The organism is Pseudomonas sp. 14A, from assembly GCF_018132745.1.
GTDB lineage: Bacteria > Pseudomonadota > Gammaproteobacteria > Pseudomonadales > Pseudomonadaceae > Aquipseudomonas > Aquipseudomonas mercuritolerans.
In genome coordinates this window covers 91,767-112,623 of record NZ_JAGRQJ010000003.1, presented here as the reverse complement: position 1 = coordinate 112,623, position 20,857 = coordinate 91,767, and the positions used below count along the sequence as shown (strand labels likewise).

Sequence of the window (20,857 nt, the reverse complement as noted above, 5' to 3'; positions counted from 1 at the left end):
GACCGGTTCCGGTCATTCTGACCGAATCAAGCGACGCGGCGCGATGCGCCCGTCTTCGCTCACTTCACCGATACCGATGAAGCGACCATTGTGATCCTGTACTCGTACCATGCCGAACTTCGGCGCATCCGGGGCACGTACCGGCTGGCCGTTGAGCCAGTAGAACGCGCTCGCTTCGGAAAAGTGCAGCAACGGCCAATCCTGCAGGCCGCTGTCCGATGGCATCAGGAAGCGATCGACCGCTTCGTTGCCGCCTTCGGCATGTACCGCTTCCAGCTCTTCGAGGGTCACGGTCTGCGCCAGGGTGAAAGGCCCGGCCTGGGTCCGGCGCAATTCTGCGACGTACGCACCACAACCGAGTTGCTCACCGATATCCTCCACCAGGGTGCGAATATAGGTACCCTTGCTGCAGTCCACCGCAAGCCGCGCAGTATCGCCTTCGAAGGCCAGCAATTCCAAGCGCGCAATAGTAACAGAACGCGGTTCGCGCTCCACTACTTCGCCTGCACGTGCCAGTTTGTACAGCGGCTGGCCATCACGCTTGAGTGCCGAGTACATCGGCGGTATCTGACTGATTTGCCCACGAAATTTCGGCAGGACCGCTTCGACATCGGCGCGACCAACGGTCACCGGACGCTCCTGCAAAACCTCGCCTTCGGCATCGGCCGTGGTGGTGGTCTTGCCCAGTTGCGCCAGGGTCTCGTAGCCCTTGTCGGAATCGAGCAGGTATTGCGAGAACTTGGTCGCCTCGCCGAAGCACAGCGGCAACACGCCGGTGGCCAACGGATCGAGGCTGCCGGTGTGCCCGGCCTTCTCGGCATTGAGCAGCCAGCGCACCTTCTGCAACGCGGCGTTGGAGGTGAACCCCAACGGTTTGTCGAGCAGGATGATGCCGCTGACGTTACGACGGATACGTTTGACCTGAGCCACCGAATTACTCCTTGGTGTCTTCAGGTGCAGGAGCGGCAACGTGCTGATTGTCTTCAGCCACGGCGCGCTCGATCAGCGCCGACAGATGCGCGCCACGCACGACGGATTCGTCGTAGTGGAAGTGCAATTGCGGCACGCTGCGCAGCTTCATTTCGCGAGCCAGCTGCATACGCAGGAAGCCTGCGGCGGCATTGAGCACCTTGATGCTTTGCGCGATGTCTTCAGCGTTGTCCTGGCCCATCACGGTGATGAAAATCTTCGCGTGACCAACGTCACGGGACACTTCCACAGCAGTGATGGTGACCAGGCCGACGCGCGGGTCTTTGACTTCGCGACGGATCAGTTGCGCCAGCTCGCGCTGCATCTGATCGCCGATACGTTGGGTACGGCTGTATTCTTTTGCCATGATTTGTTACCTGTTACTGCCCAGCGGTGAAACCCGCAAGGTCTGAAAGCGGCAAACGCCCGGCCTGACAAAAGCCAGACCGGGCGTTGCGTTTAGAGTCCGGACGCTGTGCCGTGCATTTGCATGCTACGGCCCATCGTGGCCCTTGAAGTGCGCGAGTCAGAGGCTGCGAGCAACCTGAACCTTCTCGAAGACTTCGATCTTGTCACCGACTTTGACGTCGTTATAGCTCTTCACGCCGATACCGCATTCCATGCCGGCACGTACTTCGGAAGCGTCATCCTTGAAGCGGCGCAGGGATTCCAGCTCGCCTTCGAAGATAACGATGTCTTCACGCAGTACACGGATCGGACGGTTACGGTGCACGACACCTTCGATCACCATGCAACCGGCGATCGCGCCAAACTTCGGCGAACGGAACACATCACGCACTTCGGCCACCCCCAGGATGTTCTCGCGAACATCGCTGCCGAGCATGCCGGTCAGGGCTTTCTTGACGTCTTCGATGATGTCGTAGATCACGTTGTAGTAACGCATATCCAGACCTTCCTGCTCGACGATCTTGCGAGCGCCGGCATCGGCACGCACGTTGAAGCCGAACAGTACAGCGTTGGAAGCCAGTGCCAGGTTGGCGTCGGATTCGGTGATACCACCGACACCGCCACCCACGACGCGCACTTGTACTTCGTCGTTGCCCAGGCCATTCAAGGCACCGTTCAACGCTTCCAGCGAACCACGGACGTCGGATTTGAGGACGATGTTGAGCGTCTTCTTCTCGGCCTGACCCATGTTTTCGAAGATGTTTTCCAGCTTGCCGGCGTGAGCGCGAGCCAGTTTGACTTCGCGGAACTTGCCTTGACGGAACAGAGCCACTTCACGGGCTTTCTTCTCGTCGGCAACCACGCTCATCTCGTCGCCAGCGTCCGGGGTACCGTCCAGGCCGAGGATCTCGACAGGGATGGATGGACCGGCTTCCTTGATTGGCTTGCCGTTCTCGTCGAGCATGGCACGTACACGGCCGTAGTTCGAACCGACCAGGACCATGTCGCCTTGACGCAGCGTACCGTCCTGAACCAGCACGGTTGCCACCGGGCCACGACCCTTGTCGAGACGCGATTCAACCACCACACCACGGCCAGGAGCCGACGGAGTAGCTTTCAGTTCGAGAACTTCGGCCTGCAGCAGAACGGCTTCAAGCAGCTCGTCCACGCCAGTACCCATCTTCGCCGAAACCGGAACGAATGGTGTGTCGCCACCCCAGTCTTCGGAAGTCACGCCGTGAACCGACAGCTCGCTGCGGATGCGATCGAGATCGGCGCCCGGCTTGTCGATCTTGTTCACTGCAACCACCAGCGGCACGCCAGCTGCCTGAGCATGCTGAACCGCTTCGATGGTTTGCGGCATCACGCCGTCGTCCGCTGCAACCACGAGGATCACGATGTCGGTCGCCTTGGCACCACGGGCACGCATTGCGGTAAACGCAGCGTGACCCGGGGTGTCGAGGAAAGTGACCATGCCGCGATCAGTCTCAACGTGGTATGCACCGATGTGCTGGGTGATACCGCCGGCTTCGCCAGCAGCTACCTTGGCACGACGGATGTAGTCGAGCAGGGAAGTCTTACCGTGGTCAACGTGGCCCATTACGGTCACGACTGGTGCACGGGAGAACGACTCACCTTCAAACTTCAGGGACTCGGCCAGGGAATCTTCCAGAGCGGTGTCGCTGACCAGGGTCACTTTGTGGCCCAGTTCTTCGGCTACCAGTTGAGCAGTTTCCTGATCAAGCACCTGGTTGATGGTCGCTGGGGTACCCAGTTTGAACATGAACTTGATGATTTCAGCCGCTTTGACCGACATCTGGTTGGCCAGATCGCCAACAGTGATGGTCTCGCCGATCTGCACATCACGCACGACAGGGCCGGTCGGGCTCTGGAAACCGTGGGCGTTGCGCTTCTTCAGCTTGGCCTTGCCGCGACCACCACGACGGAAGCCATCGCTTTCTTCGTCGGTAGTGCGTGGCGCCACACGTGGCGCCGGGGCTTTTTCTTTGACCGATGCGCGATGCGGAGCGTTTTTGCGCTCGCCATCACCACCACCGCTGCGACGATTGTTGTCGTCGGCACGTGGCTTGTCCGGACGGCGCTGTTCGTTCTGCTTGTTGCGAACGTCAGCCGATGGAGCAGGAGCAGCAGCCACCGGTGCGCTTTCGCGAACAGGTTCGGCAGCGGCAGCCGGCGCCGCAACGGCGTCGCTGGCAGCGGTTTGCGCAGCAGCAGGCTGGCGACGCGCTTCTTCTTCGGCGCGCTGCTTGGCTTCTTCTTCAGCCTTCTGACGGGCAGCATTCTCTACTGCGCGACGCTCATCCAGTTCACGCTTGCGCTCGGCTTCGATTTCTTCCGGGCTGCGCTGTACGAAAACTTTCTTCTTGCGAACTTCAACGCTGATGCTCTTGCTACCAGCCACACGCAGGGTGCTGGTGGTTTTACGCTGCAGCGTGATCTTGCGTGGTTCTTCCACTTTCGCCTTGTGACTGCTCTTCAAGTGAGTCAGCAGGGATTGCTTCTCACTGTCAGTCACATTTTCGTCGGCGGCGGTGTGCGGCAGACCTGCCTCACGCATCTGCTGCAACAGGCGCTCTACCGGTGTTTTGACCTCATCGGCCAGTTGTTTCACCGTGACTTGCGTCATGCACTTCTCTCCTCAGGCCGCGCCTAATTACTCGAACCAGTGGGCTCGGGCGGCCATGATCAACTTGCCGGCACGATCATCGTCAATGCCGTCGATGTCGAGCAGGTCGTCAATAGACTGCTCGGCCAGGTCTTCGCGGGTAATTACGCCGCGCACCGCCAGTTCCATCGCCAAATCCTTGTCCATACCCTCAAGCGAGAGCAGGTCTTCGGCCGGATGGGCGTCTGCCAGCTTTTCCTCAGTAGCGATGGCTTTGGTCAACAAGCGATCCTTGGCGCGAGCACGAAGCTCGTTGACGATGTCCTCGTCAAAGCCGTCGATGTTGAGCATTTCCTCCACCGGTACGTAGGCAATCTCTTCCAGGCTGGTGAAGCCTTCATCTACCAGCACCTGAGCCAGTTCTTCGTCGACTTCCAGCTCGTCGATGAAGTTGCGCAGGATGTCGCCGGTTTCTGCTTGCTGCTTAGCCTGGATGTCCGATTCGGTCATCACGTTCAGGGTCCAGCCAGTCAACTGGCTGGCCAGACGCACGTTCTGACCACCGCGACCGATGGCCTGAGCCAGATTGTCTGCGCCAACGGCGATGTCCATGGCATGGGCATCTTCGTCAACGATAATTGCCGCAACCTCGGCCGGGGACATGGCGTTGATCACGAACTGGGCCGGGTTGTCGTCCCACAGCACGATATCAACACGCTCACCGCCCAACTCACCCGATACCGCCTGGACGCGCGAACCGCGCATACCGATGCAGGCACCTTGCGGGTCGATGCGCTTGTCCTTGGAGCGGACGGCGATCTTGGCACGCGAACCCGGATCACGGGAGGCGGCCATGACCTCGATGAGGCCTTCGGCGATTTCCGGCACTTCGATACGGAACAGCTCGATCAGCATTTCCGGCGCGGTACGCGACAGGATCAGCTGCGGGCCGCGGTTCTCGGTGCGGATTTCCTTGAGCAGCGCACGCAGACGCACGCCGACACGGAAGGTTTCGCGAGAAATGATGTCTTCACGGGCCAGCAATGCTTCGGCATTGTTGCCCAGATCGACGATCACGTTGTCGCGGGTAACTTTTTTCACGGTGCCTGAGATGATTTCTCCCAGGCGCTCGCGATAGGCGTCGACCACTTGAGCACGCTCGGCTTCGCGAACTTTCTGCACGATGACCTGCTTGGCAGTCTGTGCAGCGATGCGGCCGAACTCGATGGATTCGATTTTCTCTTCGACGACGTCACCGACCTTGGCACCAGGATGCGTTTCGGCAACCTTGCTTGGCCAGGTCTCGATGGCCGGATCGTCGAGATCATTCTCTTCGACGACCGTCCAGCGACGGAAGGTTTCGTAGGAACCGGTGTGGCGGTTGATTTCCACACGCAGGTCCACTTCGTCTTCAAAACGCTTTTTGGTAGCAGTGGCCAGAGCCAGCTCCAGCGCTTCAAAAATTACGCTTGCCGGTACACCCTTTTCATTGGATACCGACTCAACAACCAGCAGTACTTCTTTGCTCATCGTACGCCTCGCCTTTCGCAAGCCATTGGATCCGCGGGATCCGCGTCTCAGTCAAAACTGGGAATAATGTTGGCCTTGTCGATCATATCGATCGGCAACAGGAACTCGTGATCTTCTACCTGCACCACGACGTCCTGCTCTTCTACACCGCGCAGAAGGCCCTGAAAGTTGCGTCGACCTTCGAAAGGCGAGCGCAGCTTGATCTTCACTTGTTCACCGGCAAATTTGGCAAACTGCTCAAGAGTGAACAGCGGGCGCTCCATGCCAGGCGAGGAAACTTCAAGGGTGTACTCAACGGAGATAGGATCTTCAACATCCAGAACACCGCTGATCTGACGGCTGACAATGGCGCAATCGTCCACCAGCACGCCACCCTCTTTATCGATATAAACGCGCAACATCGAGTGACGACCCTGAGCCGAAAACTCGATACCCCAGCATTCATAGCCCAGGGCCACGACCACCGGGGCCAGCAAGGCCTGCAACTCTTCTAGCTTGCTCGACACCTGAACCCCCTAGTGCATGATATGTGCATGCTTTGCAAAATAAAAAAATGGGCATAACGCCCATCCTTGAAACGCCGTCGAACAGCGGCGTTGAAAGTATCCAGCTAACAAAAAGCCCCTTAAAAGGGGCTCCTTAAACTGGTTGCGGGGGCCGGATTTGAACCGACGACCTTCGGGTTATGAGCCCGACGAGCTACCAGACTGCTCCACCCCGCGACAAAGCTGGGGCGGAAGTATACGACCGATCCCTTTTAGGGTCAATGTAACCTTCCACCTGCAAGAAAGCCCGCAACAGCGGGCTCTCCTGACTAATTGGTACCGAGAAGGGGACTCGAACCCCTACACCCTATGGGCACAACCACCTCAAGGTTGCGTGTCTACCAATTCCACCACCTCGGCAATACTACGTTTGAAACTCTTCTTACTTCTGCTCTTGAGCTGGAGGCACGTCAGTCGCTGGAGTAGCCGACTTTTGCTCTTGAAGCACCGGGACATCATCAGAAGCCGGTTGTTGCTTAGGTACTTCCAACACTGCTGGATCTGGAAGACCTGCTTGAGTCAGCTGATGAGCTTTCTCTTTAGCAAAGTAACCTAACCCCAAGCTGGTTATGAAGAAACCGGCGGCAAGTATAGCAGTAAACTTACTAAGAAAGGTAGAGGAACCTTGGCTTCCGAACACAGTATTTGAAGCACCTGCTCCGAAAGACGCGCCAGCATCCGCACCCTTACCCTGCTGCAGCAAAACCAGAGCAACTACGCCCAATGCACCCAGCAGATGAAAAACGACTACGACTGTTTCCAGCATTTTTTCAGTTTCCCGCGGCGCGACAGATCGCACCGAACTCATCTGCATTCAGGGAAGCTCCACCAATGAGCCCCCCATCGATATCCGGCATGCCGAACAGTTCGACCGCATTGGCCGCCTTCACGCTGCCGCCGTATAGAAGCCGCACACCTCGTGCGACTTCAGAATTCTCTGCCGCCAACTGCTCGCGAATAGCCTTATGCACATCCTGAGCCTGTTGCGGCGTTGCAGTCAGCCCGGTACCAATGGCCCAGACCGGCTCGTATGCAATCACTGCCTTGGCAAAGGCACCGACACCAAGCTCCTCGATGATGCTGCCCAGCTGACGCCCGACAACTTCAAGAGTTTTTCCGGCTTCGCGCTGCTCGAGGGTTTCCCCTACACACAACACCGGAATCAAGCCACATGCCTGTGCCGCTGCGAACTTGCGATTCAGCATCCCGTCTCGCTCGCCCATAATCTGGCGGCGTTCGGAGTGCCCGACAAGCACCAGGGAACAACCTGCATCCACCAGTTGGCTGGGAGCAATCTCACCAGTCAACGCACCTTGCATGGCTTCCACCGCAGAATTCTGTGCGCCGACCGAAATCGACTTGCCTTTCAAGCCATCAATCACTTGATTGATATACAGGCAAGGCGGGAACACCGCGACATCAACACCGCTTGGCAAGGCCAGATGACGAAGGCCGTTGATCAGCTCAGCGACGCTGGCGCGGGTACCGTGCATCTTCCAGTTACCAGCTACCATAGGGCGACGCATGCTGTACCTCGTCGGTCAAAGTGGGCGCAGATGTTACCCAACACAATCATGGCTTGCAAGCCGTATCAGGCAGAAACTTCGGTTACCAGTTTTGCCAGCTCTTCGGCATAGCCGCGAACCTGGTTTTCGTCCTCGCCTTCGACCATGACGCGCACCAAAGGCTCTGTGCCGGACTTGCGCAGAAGCACCCGACCGCGCCCCGCCATCGCCTGGGTGACACGGGCACTGGCTTCCTTGACAGCCGGATGCTCCAGCGGGCTTTCACCGCCGCCAAAGCGAACGTTGATCAGCACCTGAGGGCACTTGCGCAAAGCCTGCCGCGTTTGCGCCAGACCTTCGTTGCGGGATTTCAGAGCCATCAACACCTGCAAGGCTGCGATGATCGCGTCGCCCGTGGTGGTGTGATTGAAGCAGACGACATGCCCGGAGTTTTCCCCACCTACCAGCCAATTGCGCTCTTGCAGTTCGGCGATCACGTAGCGGTCACCGACATTGGCGCGAACGAACGGGATCGACAGATCCGCCAGTGCCAGCTCGAGACCAAGATTGCTCATCAATGTACCGACGACGCCACCCTGCAACTTGCCACGCTCATGCAGATCGCGGGCAATGACGAACAGCAGGTCATCACCATCGACGATGGCGCCGGTGTGATCGACCATCAATACCCGATCACCATCACCATCGAAGGCGATACCCAGGTCCGCATGCTCGGCCAGAACGGCGGCCTGCAACGGCCCCATATGCGTGGAACCGCAGTTATCGTTGATGTTCAGCCCGTTCGGCTGAGCGGAAAGCACGACGACTTCGGCACCCAATTCACGGAAGACGCTCGGCGCTACCTTATAGGTCGCACCATGCGCGCAGTCGATAACGATCTTCAGACCGGCGAAATTGGTCCCGGTAGGCACGCTGCTCTTGCAGAACTCGATGTAGCGGCCCGATGCATCATTGATTCGCGACACTTTACCGATCTTGCTCGACTCGACGACGGTCATTGGCGTATCCAGCAACTCTTCGATCATCAGCTCCAATTCATCGGGCAGCTTGGTACCTTTGCCGGAGAAGAACTTGATGCCGTTGTCATCATGCGGGTTGTGCGAAGCACTGATCACGATGCCGGCTTCAGCCTGGAACGTACGCGACAGATAAGCGATGGCAGGCGTCGGCATCGGGCCGAGCAGCATCACATCGGCACCCGCCGAGGTCAGCCCCGCCTCGAGTGCCGATTCGAACATATAGCCGGAAATCCGCGTGTCCTTGCCGACCAGCACCTTGCAGGCACCCATCTTGCGGAATGCCATGCCAGCCGCCCAACCGAGCTTGAGCATGAAGTCAGGCGTGATCGGGTATTCACCAACGCGACCGCGAATGCCGTCGGTACCAAAATATTTCTTGCTCATAAGTGCTCCATCATTCTTATTCGGCTGATTCCACGGCCGCGATCATCCGCACCACATCAACGGTTTCCGCCACATCGTGAACGCGCAATATACGCGCGCCTTTAACTGACGCCAGCGCCGCCAGCGCCAAGCCCCCATGCAGGCGCTCGCCCACGGGACGGTTCAAAGCGTGGCCAATCATACTCTTGCGCGAAACACCTACCAGCAGGGGGCGACCCAGCGCATGCAGGGCCTCCATGTGCTTGAACAAGCTTAGATTGTGCTGCAGGGTTTTGGCGAAGCCGAAGCCTGGATCGAGAATGATCCGCTCGGCAGGAATGCCCGCCTGCACACATTGATCCATGCGCTCGGCGAGAAACTCAGCGACCTCGCGGGTGACATCCTGATACTGCGGATTATCCTGCATATCGCCCGGCTCGCCGAGCATATGCATGAGGCAGACGGGCAAGCCGGTTGCCGCTGCCGCATCCAGCGCACCATCGCGACGGAGCGAACGCACGTCGTTGATCAATCCGGCACCGAGCCGCGCAGTTTCGCGCATGACAGCCGGCGTTGAGGTATCGACCGAGATGATGACATCCAGCTCGCGATTGATCAGCTCGACAATGGGGGCGACGCGTTCAAGTTCTTCCAGAGGAGAAACAGCCCGCGCACCCGGCCGGGTCGATTCGCCGCCGACATCAATCAGCGTCGCACCTGCCAGCACCATGGCTTCGGCGTGGCGCAGGGCCGCATCGAGCTGGCTGAAGCGGCCGCCGTCGGAGAAGGAATCAGGAGTGACATTGAGAATGCCCATGACATGCGTCTGGGCCAAATCAAGAACCCGGTTGCCGCAAGGCAACCGGGTCAGGGACTGAACAGAAGTCATTTCAAGCCTTAAACGTCAGCAGCCGGACCGCCAATCGGTTTTTCCGGACGCTCGTCCTGCACGACAGGCGGCGGAGGCGTACCGGTGCCACCCGACCAGTCGCGAGGTTCGCGAGGTGTGCGGCCGGCCATGATGTCGTCGATCTGCTCGGCATCGATGGTTTCGTACTTCATCAGCGCATCAGCCATGGCATCCAGCTTGTCACGGTTATCCGTGAGGATCTGCTTGGCGGTGCCGTAGCACTGATCGATGATGCTGCGTACTTCGGAGTCGATCAGCTTGGCGGTCTCACCGGAGAAGCTGGCAGCCTGGCCGCCACCGCCGCGACCGAGGAACACTTCGCCCTCTTCTTCGGCGTACATCAGCGGACCGAGTTTTTCCGACAGGCCCCATTTCGTCACCATGTTCCGGGCAATCTGACTTGCACGCATGATGTCGTTGGACGCACCGGTGGTTACACCGTCAAAGCCCAGGGTCATTTCTTCTGCGATACGGCCACCGTACAACGAGCAGATCTGGCTGATCAGCGCACGCTTGGACAGGCTGTAACGATCTTCTTCCGGGAGGAACATGGTCACACCCAGCGCACGACCGCGCGGAATGATCGAGACCTTGTACACCGGATCATGCTCAGGCACGACGCGACCGACAATGGCGTGGCCAGCTTCGTGATAAGCCGTGTTCTGCTTTTCTTTCTCGGACATGACCATGGATTTGCGCTCGGCGCCCATCATGATCTTGTCTTTGGCCAGTTCGAACTCTTTCATCTCGACGATACGCTTGCCGCTGCGGGCAGCGAACAGCGAAGCCTCGTTGACCAGGTTGGCCAGGTCAGCACCGGAGAAGCCCGGAGTACCCCGTGCGATCACTGCCGGAGCAACGTCGTCGCCCATTGGCACTTTGCGCATGTGAACTTTAAGAATCTGCTCGCGACCACGAATATCCGGCAAGCCGACGACCACCTGACGGTCGAAACGGCCCGGACGCAGCAGCGCAGGGTCGAGTACGTCCGGACGGTTGGTCGCAGCAATCACGATGATGCCGTCATTCATTTCGAAGCCGTCCATCTCCACCAGCAACTGGTTGAGAGTCTGCTCACGCTCGTCGTGACCGCCACCCATGCCGGCGCCACGATGGCGACCCACGGCATCGATTTCGTCGATGAAGATGATGCAAGGGGCGTGCTTCTTGGCCTGCTCGAACATGTCGCGGACGCGGCTGGCGCCGACACCGACGAACATTTCGACAAAGTCAGAACCGGAAATGGTGAAGAATGGCACTTTCGCTTCGCCGGCAATCGCCTTGGCCAGCAAGGTTTTACCGGTACCCGGCGGACCGACCATCAGCACGCCGCGCGGGATACGACCGCCCAGACGCTGGAACTTGCCCGGATCACGCAGGAACTCGACCAGCTCGCCAACTTCTTCCTTGGCTTCGTCGCAACCGGCAACGTCAGCCAAAGTGGTTTTCACCTGATCTTCGGAGAGCAGGCGTGCCTTGCTCTTGCCGAAGCTCATCGGCCCGCCCTTGCCGCCTGCGCCGCCCTGCATCTGGCGCATGAAGAACATGAACACCGCGATGATCACCAGGATCGGGAAGCTGGCCACCAGGAGCTGAGTCCAGATGCTTTGCTGTTCAGGCTGCTTGCCTTCAACCACAACGTGATTGTCGACCAGATCGCCGATCAGGCCATTGTCCTGAATTGCCGGACGAATGGTCTTGAAGCTGTCGCCATCGGTGCGCTTGCCGGTAATCACATAGCCATCAACGGCTACGCGCTCGACCTTGCCATCCTTGACCTGCTGGATGAAGTCGGAATAGTTGAGGGTCTGCGGCTCGTTAGGGCTGGAGAAGTTGTTCATCACCGTCACCAGGACTGCCGCGATGATCAACCACAGGATCAGATTCTTTGCCATATCGTTCAATTAACTACCCTCTGAAGCAAGCTCCGCTACTGGCGCGCGCTTCGCATGATATTCACCGGCCTAACTTACTACATTACCTACAACTCTGGCAGGCGCCGTCTGTAACCCTTTGTGAAACACTTTCTACACAATATTCGCTTATGCCTGCAGAGCGAAATATGAAAAACCTATCGCCCTGCCGAAAAACCTTGTTTTACGCATCACCGCCGCGATAACCCCAAGCCAGCATGTACTGCTCACGGGAGCTGCCACGGGAAGAGTCTGGCTTGATCATCTGGATCTTGTCGAATTTCTTCCGAGCATCCTTCAGATAAACGTCGAACCCTTCGCCCTGGAAAATCTTGATGACGAAGTTGCCACCGGGCTTGAGGATCCGTTCCGCCAGGTCCAGCGCCAGCTCACAGAGGAACATGGCCTTGGGCATATCCACTTCGGGCGTACCACTCATATTGGGGGCCATATCGGAAATCACAAGGTCGACCTGCGAATTACCCACGGCCTCCAGGATTTCAGCGAGCACCGAGTCCTCCGTGAAGTCGCCCTGGATGAAATGCACGTCCGGAATGCTGTCCATTTCCAGGATGTCCGAAGCGATCAGACGCCCCTGGCCACCAATCAGCCGGCTGGTGACCTGCGACCAGCCACCCGGCGCGGCGCCGAGGTCGACGACGCTCATGCCCGGGCGAATGAGTTTGTATTTTTCCTGGATCTCCAGAAGCTTGTAACTTGCACGCGAACGGTAGCCATCCTTCTGCGCCTGCTTCACATAGGGATCGTTGACATGTCTTTTCAGCCAACCAAGGCTTGTCTTGGAACGCGCCATTGGGCACCTCGATGATTAGGGTCGTGATTAGTTGGGCGGATCCACGAACCCTCGGGTAAAATGGCCGCCATTTTACAGAATCCAGACGAAAGGGTCAGATTATGCCGCTCACTCCAGAGCAGAAGAAACAGTACAAATCCATCGGCCACCACCTCAAACCAGTGTTGACGGTGGCGGACAACGGTTTGACTGAAGGTGTCTTAGCCGAACTTGAACGCGCCTTGGCCGATCACGAGCTGATCAAGATCAAGCTCAATATCCTCGATCGCGAGTCGCGCCTGGCGCACATCGCCGAACTGTGCAAGGTCGGCAAAGCGGACCTGGTTCAGGTCATCGGCAAGATGGCTCTGGTCTACCGGAAGAATTTCAGCGTCAACAAGCAGCTGTCGAACGTTCATCGCTTCAAGTGATGCGCAGGGTCAAGGGTGTGCTTCGCGCACCCTGCCACTCCATCCCGGCACCGGCTGCATGACCAGCACCAGCCCGGAAAATCCCAGCACCAGATAACTGAATACCTGCCAGCGCTGCGCATCCGGCCAGCCGACACGCACGGCAACATACATCGCGCACGCGTACAACGCCATCAACAGCACCTGCCCGCGAAAATCCCGCCATAGACTGGCGAGGCCCTCGGCCTGTACCAGCACCAAAGCCTGAAAAATCACGCACAGAGCGGCGAACCCCACCACCAGCACTTCGAATGCACTGGCGACTTCGTCGATCAACAGCGGCGCCAGGCCGATCTGGCCCAACGCCGGCTGCAAACCGATATGAATCAACCATAGGCCACCGACCCAAAGCATCTGGGTCAACTGCCAAAGCATGGCGCCCGCATGCAGCGGGCGCCTTCTTTCAGATGTGACGAACTTCGACAATCTCGTACTCGATCACGCCGCTTGGCGTTTTGACGGCGACGACGTCACCCTCTTCCTTGCCAATCAAGGCGCGGGCCAGCGGCGAACCGACGGAGATCTTGCCGAGTTTGAAGTCAGCCTCATCCTCACCCACGATGTGGTAAGTGACGCTTTCATCAGTCTCGACGTTGGCGATCTCGACGGTGGTACCGAAAATCACTTTGCCGGTATGAGGAATGGTCGTGACATCGATGATGACCTGATTCTGAATCCGGCCCTCGATGTCACGAATACGCGCTTCGACCATGCCTTGCTGTTCGCGGGCAGCGTGGTATTCAGCGTTTTCCTTCAAGTCACCCAACTCGCGGGCCGTACCGATGTCCTGGCTGAGCTTCGGACGGACGACCTTGGTCAGGTGAGCATGCTCCTCTTCCAGGGCGCGAGCGCCCTGAACAGTCATTGGGTACTTGGTTATGCTCATGCCTTCAATCCTGCGTGTAGATCCTGCAAGCGGCGCACGGTCTTTTCCGGACCGAACTTCAGCGCTTCGCAGATCGCTTCGCCCGCAGCGATAGTGGTGGTGCAGTAAATCTTGTGCTGCAGGGCATTGCGACGAATGGAGTACGAATCGGCGATCGATTGACGACCTTCGGTGGTGTTGATGATCAGCGTGACTTCGTCATTCTTGATCATGTCGACCACGTGTGGACGACCCTCGGTCACCTTGTTCACGCGGCGCACTTTCAGGCCTGCGGCTTCGATCAGCTTGGCAGTGCCGGCAGTGGCGACCACTTCGAAGCCCAAGTTGATCAGATCACGGGCCACGCCTGCAACCAGCGGCTTGTCGTCATCGCGCACGCTGATGAACGCGGTACCGCCGGTCGGCAGCACTTCGCTGGCGCCCATCTGAGCCTTGGCGAATGCTTCACCGAAGGTGTCGCCGACGCCCATTACTTCACCGGTCGACTTCATCTCTGGGCCGAGGATCGGGTCAACGCCAGGGAACTTGGCGAACGGGAACACCGCTTCTTTAACGCTGTAGAAGTTCGGGATGATTTCTTTGGTGAAGCCGATTTCCTTCAGTGTCTTACCGGCCATCACGCGCGCAGCGATCATGGCCAGGGAAACACCGATGCACTTGGAAACGAACGGTACGGTACGCGAGGCGCGCGGGTTGACTTCGATTACGTAGATGTCTTCGCCCTGCAACGCCAACTGCACGTTCATCAGGCCGACAACGCCCAGTTCCAGGGCCATTTTCTTGACCTGTTCGCGCATTTCGTCCTGGATGTGCGCCGGCAGCGAGTACGGCGGCAGCGAGCAAGCGGAGTCACCGGAGTGAACGCCCGCCTGTTCGATGTGCTGCATGATCGCGCCGATCACTACATCTTTGCCGTCGCAGACAGCATCCACGTCCATTTCGATGGCGCAGTTGAGGAAGTGGTCGAGCAGCACCGGGCTGTCGTTGGACACTTGCACCGCGTCACGCAGGTAACGCTTGAGCTCGTCTTCCTTGTAAACGATTTCCATCGCACGGCCGCCCAACACGTAGGACGGGCGCACCACCAGCGGATAACCGATCTTCGCCGCAGCGCGAACAGCTTCATCTTCGCTACGCACAGTGGCGTTTGGCGGCTGACGCAGGTTCAGGCGCTCGACCATTTGCTGGAAGCGCTCGCGGTCTTCCGCGCGGTCGATGGCGTCAGGGCTGGTGCCGATGATCGGCACGCCAGCGGCTTCCAGAGCACGAGCCAGTTTCAGCGGAGTCTGGCCGCCGTACTGGACGATCACGCCTTTCGGCTTCTCGACGCGGCAGATTTCCAGTACGTCTTCCAGGGTTACCGGCTCGAAGTACAGACGGTCGGAAGTGTCGTAGTCGGTGGAAACGGTTTCCGGGTTGCAGTTGACCATGATGGTTTCGTAGCCGTCTTCGCGCAGGGCGAGCGCAGCGTGAACGCAGCAGTAGTCGAACTCGATGCCCTGGCCGATGCGGTTAGGGCCGCCACCCAGAATCATGATCTTGTCGCGACCCGACGGCGCTGCCTCGCACTCTTCCTCGTAGGTCGAGTAGAGGTAAGCGGTGTCGGTGGCAAATTCGGCGGCGCAGGTGTCAACGCGCTTGTAGACCGGGAACACTTCCAGCTTCTGACGGTGCGTACGCAGGTTTTTCTCAGTGACACCCAGCAGTTTCGCCAAGCGCTGATCGGAAAAGCCTTTGCGCTTGAGCTTGAACATCAGGTCGCGGTCGATCGAGGACAGACCGAGGGTCTTGACCTTCTCTTCGTCCTTGATCAGGTCTTCGATCTGCACCAGGAACCACGGGTCGATCATGTTCATGCCAAAGATGTCTTCGACCGACAGACCAGCGCGGAAGGCGTCAGCCACGTACCAGATACGCTCAGCGCCCGGCACGGTCAGTTCGCGCTTGAGCACGCTCATGCTGTCCGGGTTGCTCAGATCGAGCTTCTCGTCCAGACCGCAAACGCCGACTTCCAGACCGCGCAGGGCTTTCTGCAGGGATTCCTGGAAGGTCCGGCCGATGGCCATGACTTCGCCGACCGACTTCATTTGCGTGGTCAGGCGTGCGTCAGCCTTGGCGAATTTCTCGAAGGCGAAGCGTGGCAGCTTGGTAACGACGTAGTCGATCGACGGTTCGAAGGACGCCGGGGTCTTGCCGCCGGTGATGTCGTTCGACAGCTCGTCGAGGGTGTAACCCACAGCCAGTTTGGCCGCGACCTTGGCAATCGGGAAACCGGTGGCTTTCGAAGCCAGGGCCGAGGAGCGCGAAACACGCGGGTTCATTTCGATCACGACCATGCGGCCAGTGTTCGGGCAGATACCGAACTGCACGTTCGAACCGCCGGTCTCGACGCCGATCTCGCGCAATACCGCCAGAGAGGCGTTACGCAGGATCTGGTATTCCTTGTCGGTCAGGGTTTGCGCAGGAGCTACGGTGATCGAGTCACCGGTGTGCACGCCCATCGGGTCGAAGTTTTCGATCGAGCAGACGATGATGCAGTTGTCCTTTTTGTCGCGGACAACTTCCATTTCATATTCTTTCCAGCCGATCAGCGATTCGTCGATCAGCAGCTCTTTGGTCGGCGACAGGTCCAGACCACGGGCGCAGATTTCTTCGAACTCTTCACGGTTGTAAGCGATACCGCCACCGGTGCCGCCCATGGTGAAGGACGGACGGATGATGCACGGGAAACCGAGGGTTTCGAGAACCGCGTTGGCCTCTTCCATGCTGTGGGCAATGCCGGAACGCGGGCAGGCCAAACCGATGGATTTCATCGCCTTGTCGAAACGCGAACGGTCTTCAGCCTTGTCGATGGTGTCGGCGTTGGCACCGATCATCTCTACGCCGAACTTCTCCAGAACGCCTTCGCGCTCCAGGTCCAGGGCACAGTTCAGTGCAGTCTGGCCGCCCATGGTCGGCAGTACGGCGTCCGGACGCTCTTTTTCGATGATCTTGGCCACGGTTTGCCATTTGATCGGTTCGATGTAGGTAGCGTCGGCCATGTCCGGGTCGGTCATGATGGTGGCCGGGTTGGAGTTCACCAGGATGACGCGGTAACCCTCTTCGCGCAGGGCTTTGCAGGCCTGGGCGCCGGAGTAGTCGAATTCGCAGGCCTGGCCGATCACGATCGGGCCAGCGCCGAGAATCAGGATGCTTTTAATGTCTGTACGTTTTGGCATGGTTTGTCACTCAAATCCGCAGGTCAGTCGGCAAGCCGTCTTGATCGATTTCTGAAGTCCCGAAGGGGCCGCCGGAACCGGGGCCGCCCTCGGGGGCTTCTCTCTACAGTCTCAAGGCGAACGCTTAGCGTCGCTTGGCCATCTCGTTGATGAAGCGGTCGAACAGTGGCGCGACATCGTTCGGGCCCGGGCTCGCTTCAGGGTGACCCTGGAAGCTGAACGCGCTCTTGTCGGTGCGCTCGATGCCTTGCAGGGTGCCGTCGAACAGCGATTTGTGGATCGCGCGCACGTTGGCTGGCAGGGTGGCTTCGTCTACCGCAAAACCGTGGTTCTGGCTGGTGATCATCACCACGCCTGTGTCCAGATCCTGCACCGGGTGGTTGGCACCGTGGTGGCCGTGGCCCATTTTCAGGGTCTTGGCGCCGGAGGCCAGAGCCAGCAGTTGGTGGCCGAGGCAGATGCCGAATACCGGCGTCTCGGTTTCCAGCACTTCCTTGATCGCCTGGATCGCGTAGTCGCATGGCTCCGGGTCACCAGGGCCGTTGGACAGGAACACGCCGTCCGGCTTCAGCGCCAGCACATCGGCGGCTGGTGTCTGCGCAGGCACTACGGTGACGCGGCAGCCGCGCTCGACCAGCATGCGCAGGATGTTGACCTTGACGCCGTAGTCGTAGGCGACCACGTGATATGGCAGCTCGGAAGCTTCGATGGTCGCGTGGCTGTCGGTTTTCAGATCCCAGACAGTCGAGCGCCATTCGTATTGGGTCTTGGTGCTGACGACTTTCGCCAGATCCATGCCCTTCAGGCCCGGGAAGCCTTGCGCAGCGGCGATGGCCGCTTCTTCGGAGATGTTGTCGCCGGCCATGATGCAGCCGTTCTGAGCGCCTTTTTCACGCAGGATGCGGGTCAGGCGACGGGTGTCGATACCGGCGATTGCCACAACATTGTTGGCTTTCAGGTAATCGGACAGGGACATCGTGTTACGCCAGTTGCTCGCTACCAGCGGCAGGTCACGGATGACCAAGCCAGCGGACCAGACGCGGTCGGACTCGGCGTCTTCCGGCGTGGTGCCGGTGTTGCCGATGTGCGGATAAGTCAGGGTAACGATCTGTTGGGCGTAGGAAGGATCGGTAAGGATTTCCTGATAGCCGGTCATTGCGGTGTTGAACACCACCTCACCAACGGTCTGACCGTCGGCTCCAATGGCTTCGCCGCGAAAAATGCTGCCATCAGCAAGGGCGAGTATGGCTGGCTTAGTCAAGAAGACCTCCCGTAAATAACGCATGAAAGGGCAATCGCAGGTTGTAAAAAAGCGGAGTGACGTATGGACACGTCACCCCGCTTCTTCACTGAAATTATTCTGCGCGCTTTTAGTGGACACACTAAAGCTGTAGCTTACAGAAAAGGGCGTTTTTGGTCCACCGCTAAAGAGCCTTAAAGGCCGGAGAATGCGACAGGTCGTCGCCAAGCGGTAAAAACCGGCGCAAAACGGGACGTTTGCGCCGGGTTCAGCAACGACTCAACGCAGGTCGAGCACGTCTTGCATGTCGTACAGGCCAGGCTCGCGGCCATCCAGCCACAGCGCCGCACGCACCGCGCCCTTGGCGAAGGTCATGCGGCTAGAAGCCTTGTGAGTAATCTCGACGCGCTCGCCATCGGCAGCGAACAGAACGGTGTGATCACCAACGATATCGCCAGCACGCACGGTGGCGAAACCAATGGTTTCACGCTCACGCGCCCCGGTCTGGCCTTCACGACCGTAGACCGCGACCTTCTTCAGATCACGCCCCAGGGCATCGGCAATCACTTCACCCATGCGCACCGCCGTACCTGACGGAGCATCGACCTTGTGGCGGTGATGGGCTTCCATGATCTCGATATCGACATCGTCGCCCAGCACGCGCGCAGCGGTGTCGAGCAACTTAAGACACAGGTTGACGCCGACGCTGAAGTTGGCGGCGAAGACGATCGGAATGTCCTTGCCCGCCTCGGCCAGCAATTGCTTCTCTTCAACACTGAAACCGGTGGTGCCGATGATCATCGCTTTGCCGTGCTTGCGGCAGAACGCGAGGTTCTTCAGAGTCACGGTCGGGTGAGTGAAGTCGATCAACACATCGAACTCTTCAGCCACACGATCCAGATCACCGGACAGTGGAACGCCGATACGACCCAGCGCTGCCAGCTCACCGGCATCCGCACCGACCAGCGTGCTGTCGGGACGATCGACCGCCGCCGTCAGACCGGCACCCGGCGTCTGCTGCACGGCTTCAATCAGGGTCTTGCCCATGCGCCCGGCGGCGCCCATCACTGCAATACGTCGCATGCCGACTCCTTACAAATCGCCGAAGAAACGCTTCACACCGTCGAACCAACCGGTGGTTTTCGGCGAGTGGCTGTTGTCGTCGGCCAGGGAGCTGCGGAATTCTTCCAGCAGTTCACGCTGACGACGGTTGAGGTTGACCGGCGTTTCCACAGCGACACGGCACATCAGGTCGCCGGCACCGCCGCCACGCACTGGCGCAACGCCTTTGCCGCGCACGCGGAACTGCTTGCCGGTCTGCGTGCCTTCGGGAATTTTCAGTTTGACGCGACCGTCGAGGGTCGGAATTTCCAGCTCGCCGCCCAGTGCAGCGTCGACGAAGCTGATCGGCACTTCGCAGAACAGATGCTTGCCGTCACGCTGGAAGATGTCGTGTTCGCGCACGTTGATCACAACGTACAAGTCGCCAGTCGGCCCGCCCTGGGTACCCGCCTCGCCTTCGCCAGACAGACGAATGCGGTCGCCCGTATCGACACCGGCCGGTACTTTGACCGACAGGGTTTTGTACTCTTCGACGCGACCGTCGCCGTGGCAGGAATCGCACGGATCGGAAATGATCTTGCCCTGGCCATGGCAGCGCGGGCAGGTCTGCTGCACCGAGAAGAAGCCCTGCTGCATGCGCACCTGGCCGATGCCGCCGCAGGTCGGGCACGTCGTCGGCGACGAGCCTTTCTTGGCGCCGGAACCATCGCACGGTTTGCAGTTGACCAGTGTCGGAACGCGGATATTCACCGACGTACCGCGCACCGCTTCTTCCAGATTCAGCTCCAGGGTGTAGCGCAGATCGCTGCCACGCTGAGCGCCGCCACGGGCACCGCCGCGACCGCCACCGAAGAAATCACTGAAGACATCACCGAAGATGTCCGAGAAGTTCTGACCACCGAAACCGGCACCGCCGCCGCCCATGCTCGGATCGACGCCGGCATGACCGTACTGGTCGTATGCCGCGCGCTTGCTGGCGTCGGACAACACTTCATAGGCCTCGTTGGCCTCTTTGAATGCTTCTTCCGAAGCTTTGTCGCCGGGATTACGGTCGGGGTGGTGCTTCATGGCCAGGCGGCGATAGGCCTTCTTCAGGTCCGCTTCGCTCGTGCCCCGCTCGACACCCAATACTTCGTAATAGTCACGCTTTGCCATAAGTTCTTTGCACTCTTAAGGACGTTCGGCAAACCCCTCCTGAGCCTCGCCAAACTCGTTGAGCCCCCATTAAGGCCCGGACCCAACTCACGTCAATTCAACGATCCTGGACTTGATTGATGCGGTATCTGCGGCGCGAAAAGCAGGAGCATTCCCGGCCATACCACCAACACGCGAGCGTTGTCGCATGCTGTAAAAATTCACGTATTCCAGATACGCCAACG

At 59.0% G+C, this 20,857-nt stretch carries 18 protein-coding genes and 2 tRNA genes; 1 reads left to right on the top strand and 19 read right to left on the bottom strand.

Going from position 1 to position 20,857, the window contains the following annotated elements:
* Positions 1-12 precede the first annotated feature (12 nt).
* The 13 genes from truB to rlmE form a co-directional block, all read right to left on the bottom strand.
* Positions 13-930 (bottom strand): tRNA pseudouridine(55) synthase TruB, encoded by a 918-nt coding sequence (gene truB / locus PS14A_RS03180; protein ID WP_024011571.1) that lies wholly within the window; start codon positions 928-930, stop codon positions 13-15.
* Between the two features lie 4 nt (positions 931-934).
* A complete protein-coding gene (gene rbfA / locus PS14A_RS03175) occupies positions 935-1,336 on the bottom strand; it encodes a 30S ribosome-binding factor RbfA (RefSeq protein WP_016771753.1) in 402 nt (133 codons plus the stop codon).
* A gap of 159 nt (positions 1,337-1,495) precedes the next feature.
* Complete coding sequence (gene infB / locus PS14A_RS03170) at positions 1,496-4,024, bottom strand: translation initiation factor IF-2 (protein WP_024011570.1); 2,529 nt, start codon at positions 4,022-4,024, stop codon at positions 1,496-1,498.
* Between the two features lie 27 nt (positions 4,025-4,051).
* On the bottom strand, positions 4,052-5,533 hold the full coding sequence (gene nusA / locus PS14A_RS03165; RefSeq protein WP_024011569.1) for a transcription termination factor NusA: 1,482 nt from the start codon (positions 5,531-5,533) through the stop codon (positions 4,052-4,054).
* A 47-nt stretch (positions 5,534-5,580) separates the two neighbouring features.
* Entirely contained in the window at positions 5,581-6,039 is a 459-nt protein-coding gene (gene rimP / locus PS14A_RS03160) for a ribosome maturation factor RimP (protein WP_007973115.1), read from the bottom strand.
* A gap of 139 nt (positions 6,040-6,178) precedes the next feature.
* A tRNA-Met gene (locus PS14A_RS03155) sits at positions 6,179-6,255 on the bottom strand.
* A 97-nt stretch (positions 6,256-6,352) separates the two neighbouring features.
* A tRNA-Leu gene (locus PS14A_RS03150) sits at positions 6,353-6,438 on the bottom strand.
* Positions 6,439-6,460: 22 nt separating this feature from the next.
* Positions 6,461-6,844, bottom strand: coding sequence for a preprotein translocase subunit SecG (gene secG / locus PS14A_RS03145; protein ID WP_016771756.1), 384 nt, complete (start codon positions 6,842-6,844; stop codon positions 6,461-6,463).
* Positions 6,845-6,848: 4 nt separating this feature from the next.
* On the bottom strand, positions 6,849-7,604 hold the full coding sequence (tpiA, locus tag PS14A_RS03140) for a triose-phosphate isomerase (RefSeq protein WP_007915248.1): 756 nt from the start codon (positions 7,602-7,604) through the stop codon (positions 6,849-6,851).
* Positions 7,605-7,669: 65 nt separating this feature from the next.
* Positions 7,670-9,007: a phosphoglucosamine mutase gene (glmM, locus tag PS14A_RS03135; RefSeq protein WP_212615294.1), complete on the bottom strand. Its 1,338-nt coding sequence runs from the start codon at positions 9,005-9,007 to the stop codon at positions 7,670-7,672.
* 16 nt (positions 9,008-9,023) lie between these two features.
* The gene (folP, locus tag PS14A_RS03130) at positions 9,024-9,875 is read right to left on the bottom strand and encodes a dihydropteroate synthase (RefSeq protein WP_137215531.1); all 852 of its coding nucleotides are present in this window, start codon (positions 9,873-9,875) and stop codon (positions 9,024-9,026) included.
* An 8-nt stretch (positions 9,876-9,883) separates the two neighbouring features.
* The gene (gene ftsH, locus PS14A_RS03125) at positions 9,884-11,791 is read right to left on the bottom strand and encodes an ATP-dependent zinc metalloprotease FtsH (protein ID WP_016771759.1); all 1,908 of its coding nucleotides are present in this window, start codon (positions 11,789-11,791) and stop codon (positions 9,884-9,886) included.
* Positions 11,792-11,993: 202 nt separating this feature from the next.
* On the bottom strand, positions 11,994-12,623 hold the full coding sequence (gene rlmE / locus PS14A_RS03120; RefSeq protein ID WP_016771760.1) for a 23S rRNA (uridine(2552)-2'-O)-methyltransferase RlmE: 630 nt from the start codon (positions 12,621-12,623) through the stop codon (positions 11,994-11,996).
* Positions 12,624-12,724: 101 nt separating this feature from the next.
* On the opposite strand from rlmE, the gene PS14A_RS03115 reads away from it, so the two are divergent.
* Entirely contained in the window at positions 12,725-13,033 is a 309-nt protein-coding gene (locus tag PS14A_RS03115) for a YhbY family RNA-binding protein (protein WP_003221534.1), read from the top strand.
* Between the two features lie 9 nt (positions 13,034-13,042).
* Here PS14A_RS03115 and PS14A_RS03110 read toward each other — a convergent pair whose 3' ends face one another.
* From PS14A_RS03110 to dnaJ, 6 genes are all read right to left on the bottom strand, one after another.
* On the bottom strand, positions 13,043-13,447 hold the full coding sequence (locus tag PS14A_RS03110) for an MFS transporter (protein ID WP_130927366.1): 405 nt from the start codon (positions 13,445-13,447) through the stop codon (positions 13,043-13,045).
* Between the two features lie 28 nt (positions 13,448-13,475).
* A complete protein-coding gene (gene greA, locus PS14A_RS03105; protein WP_038861135.1) occupies positions 13,476-13,952 on the bottom strand; it encodes a transcription elongation factor GreA in 477 nt (158 codons plus the stop codon).
* Between the two features lie 2 nt (positions 13,953-13,954).
* The gene (carB, locus tag PS14A_RS03100; protein WP_016771764.1) at positions 13,955-17,176 is read right to left on the bottom strand and encodes a carbamoyl-phosphate synthase large subunit; all 3,222 of its coding nucleotides are present in this window, start codon (positions 17,174-17,176) and stop codon (positions 13,955-13,957) included.
* Positions 17,177-17,300: 124 nt separating this feature from the next.
* Complete coding sequence (gene carA, locus PS14A_RS03095) at positions 17,301-18,437, bottom strand: glutamine-hydrolyzing carbamoyl-phosphate synthase small subunit (RefSeq protein ID WP_016771765.1); 1,137 nt, start codon at positions 18,435-18,437, stop codon at positions 17,301-17,303.
* A gap of 258 nt (positions 18,438-18,695) precedes the next feature.
* Positions 18,696-19,499, bottom strand: a complete 804-nt coding sequence (gene dapB / locus PS14A_RS03090) for a 4-hydroxy-tetrahydrodipicolinate reductase (protein WP_137215532.1) — start codon at positions 19,497-19,499, stop codon at positions 18,696-18,698.
* 9 nt (positions 19,500-19,508) lie between these two features.
* Complete coding sequence (gene dnaJ, locus PS14A_RS03085; protein ID WP_016771767.1) at positions 19,509-20,633, bottom strand: molecular chaperone DnaJ; 1,125 nt, start codon at positions 20,631-20,633, stop codon at positions 19,509-19,511.
* Between the last annotated feature and the right edge of the window lie 224 nt (positions 20,634-20,857).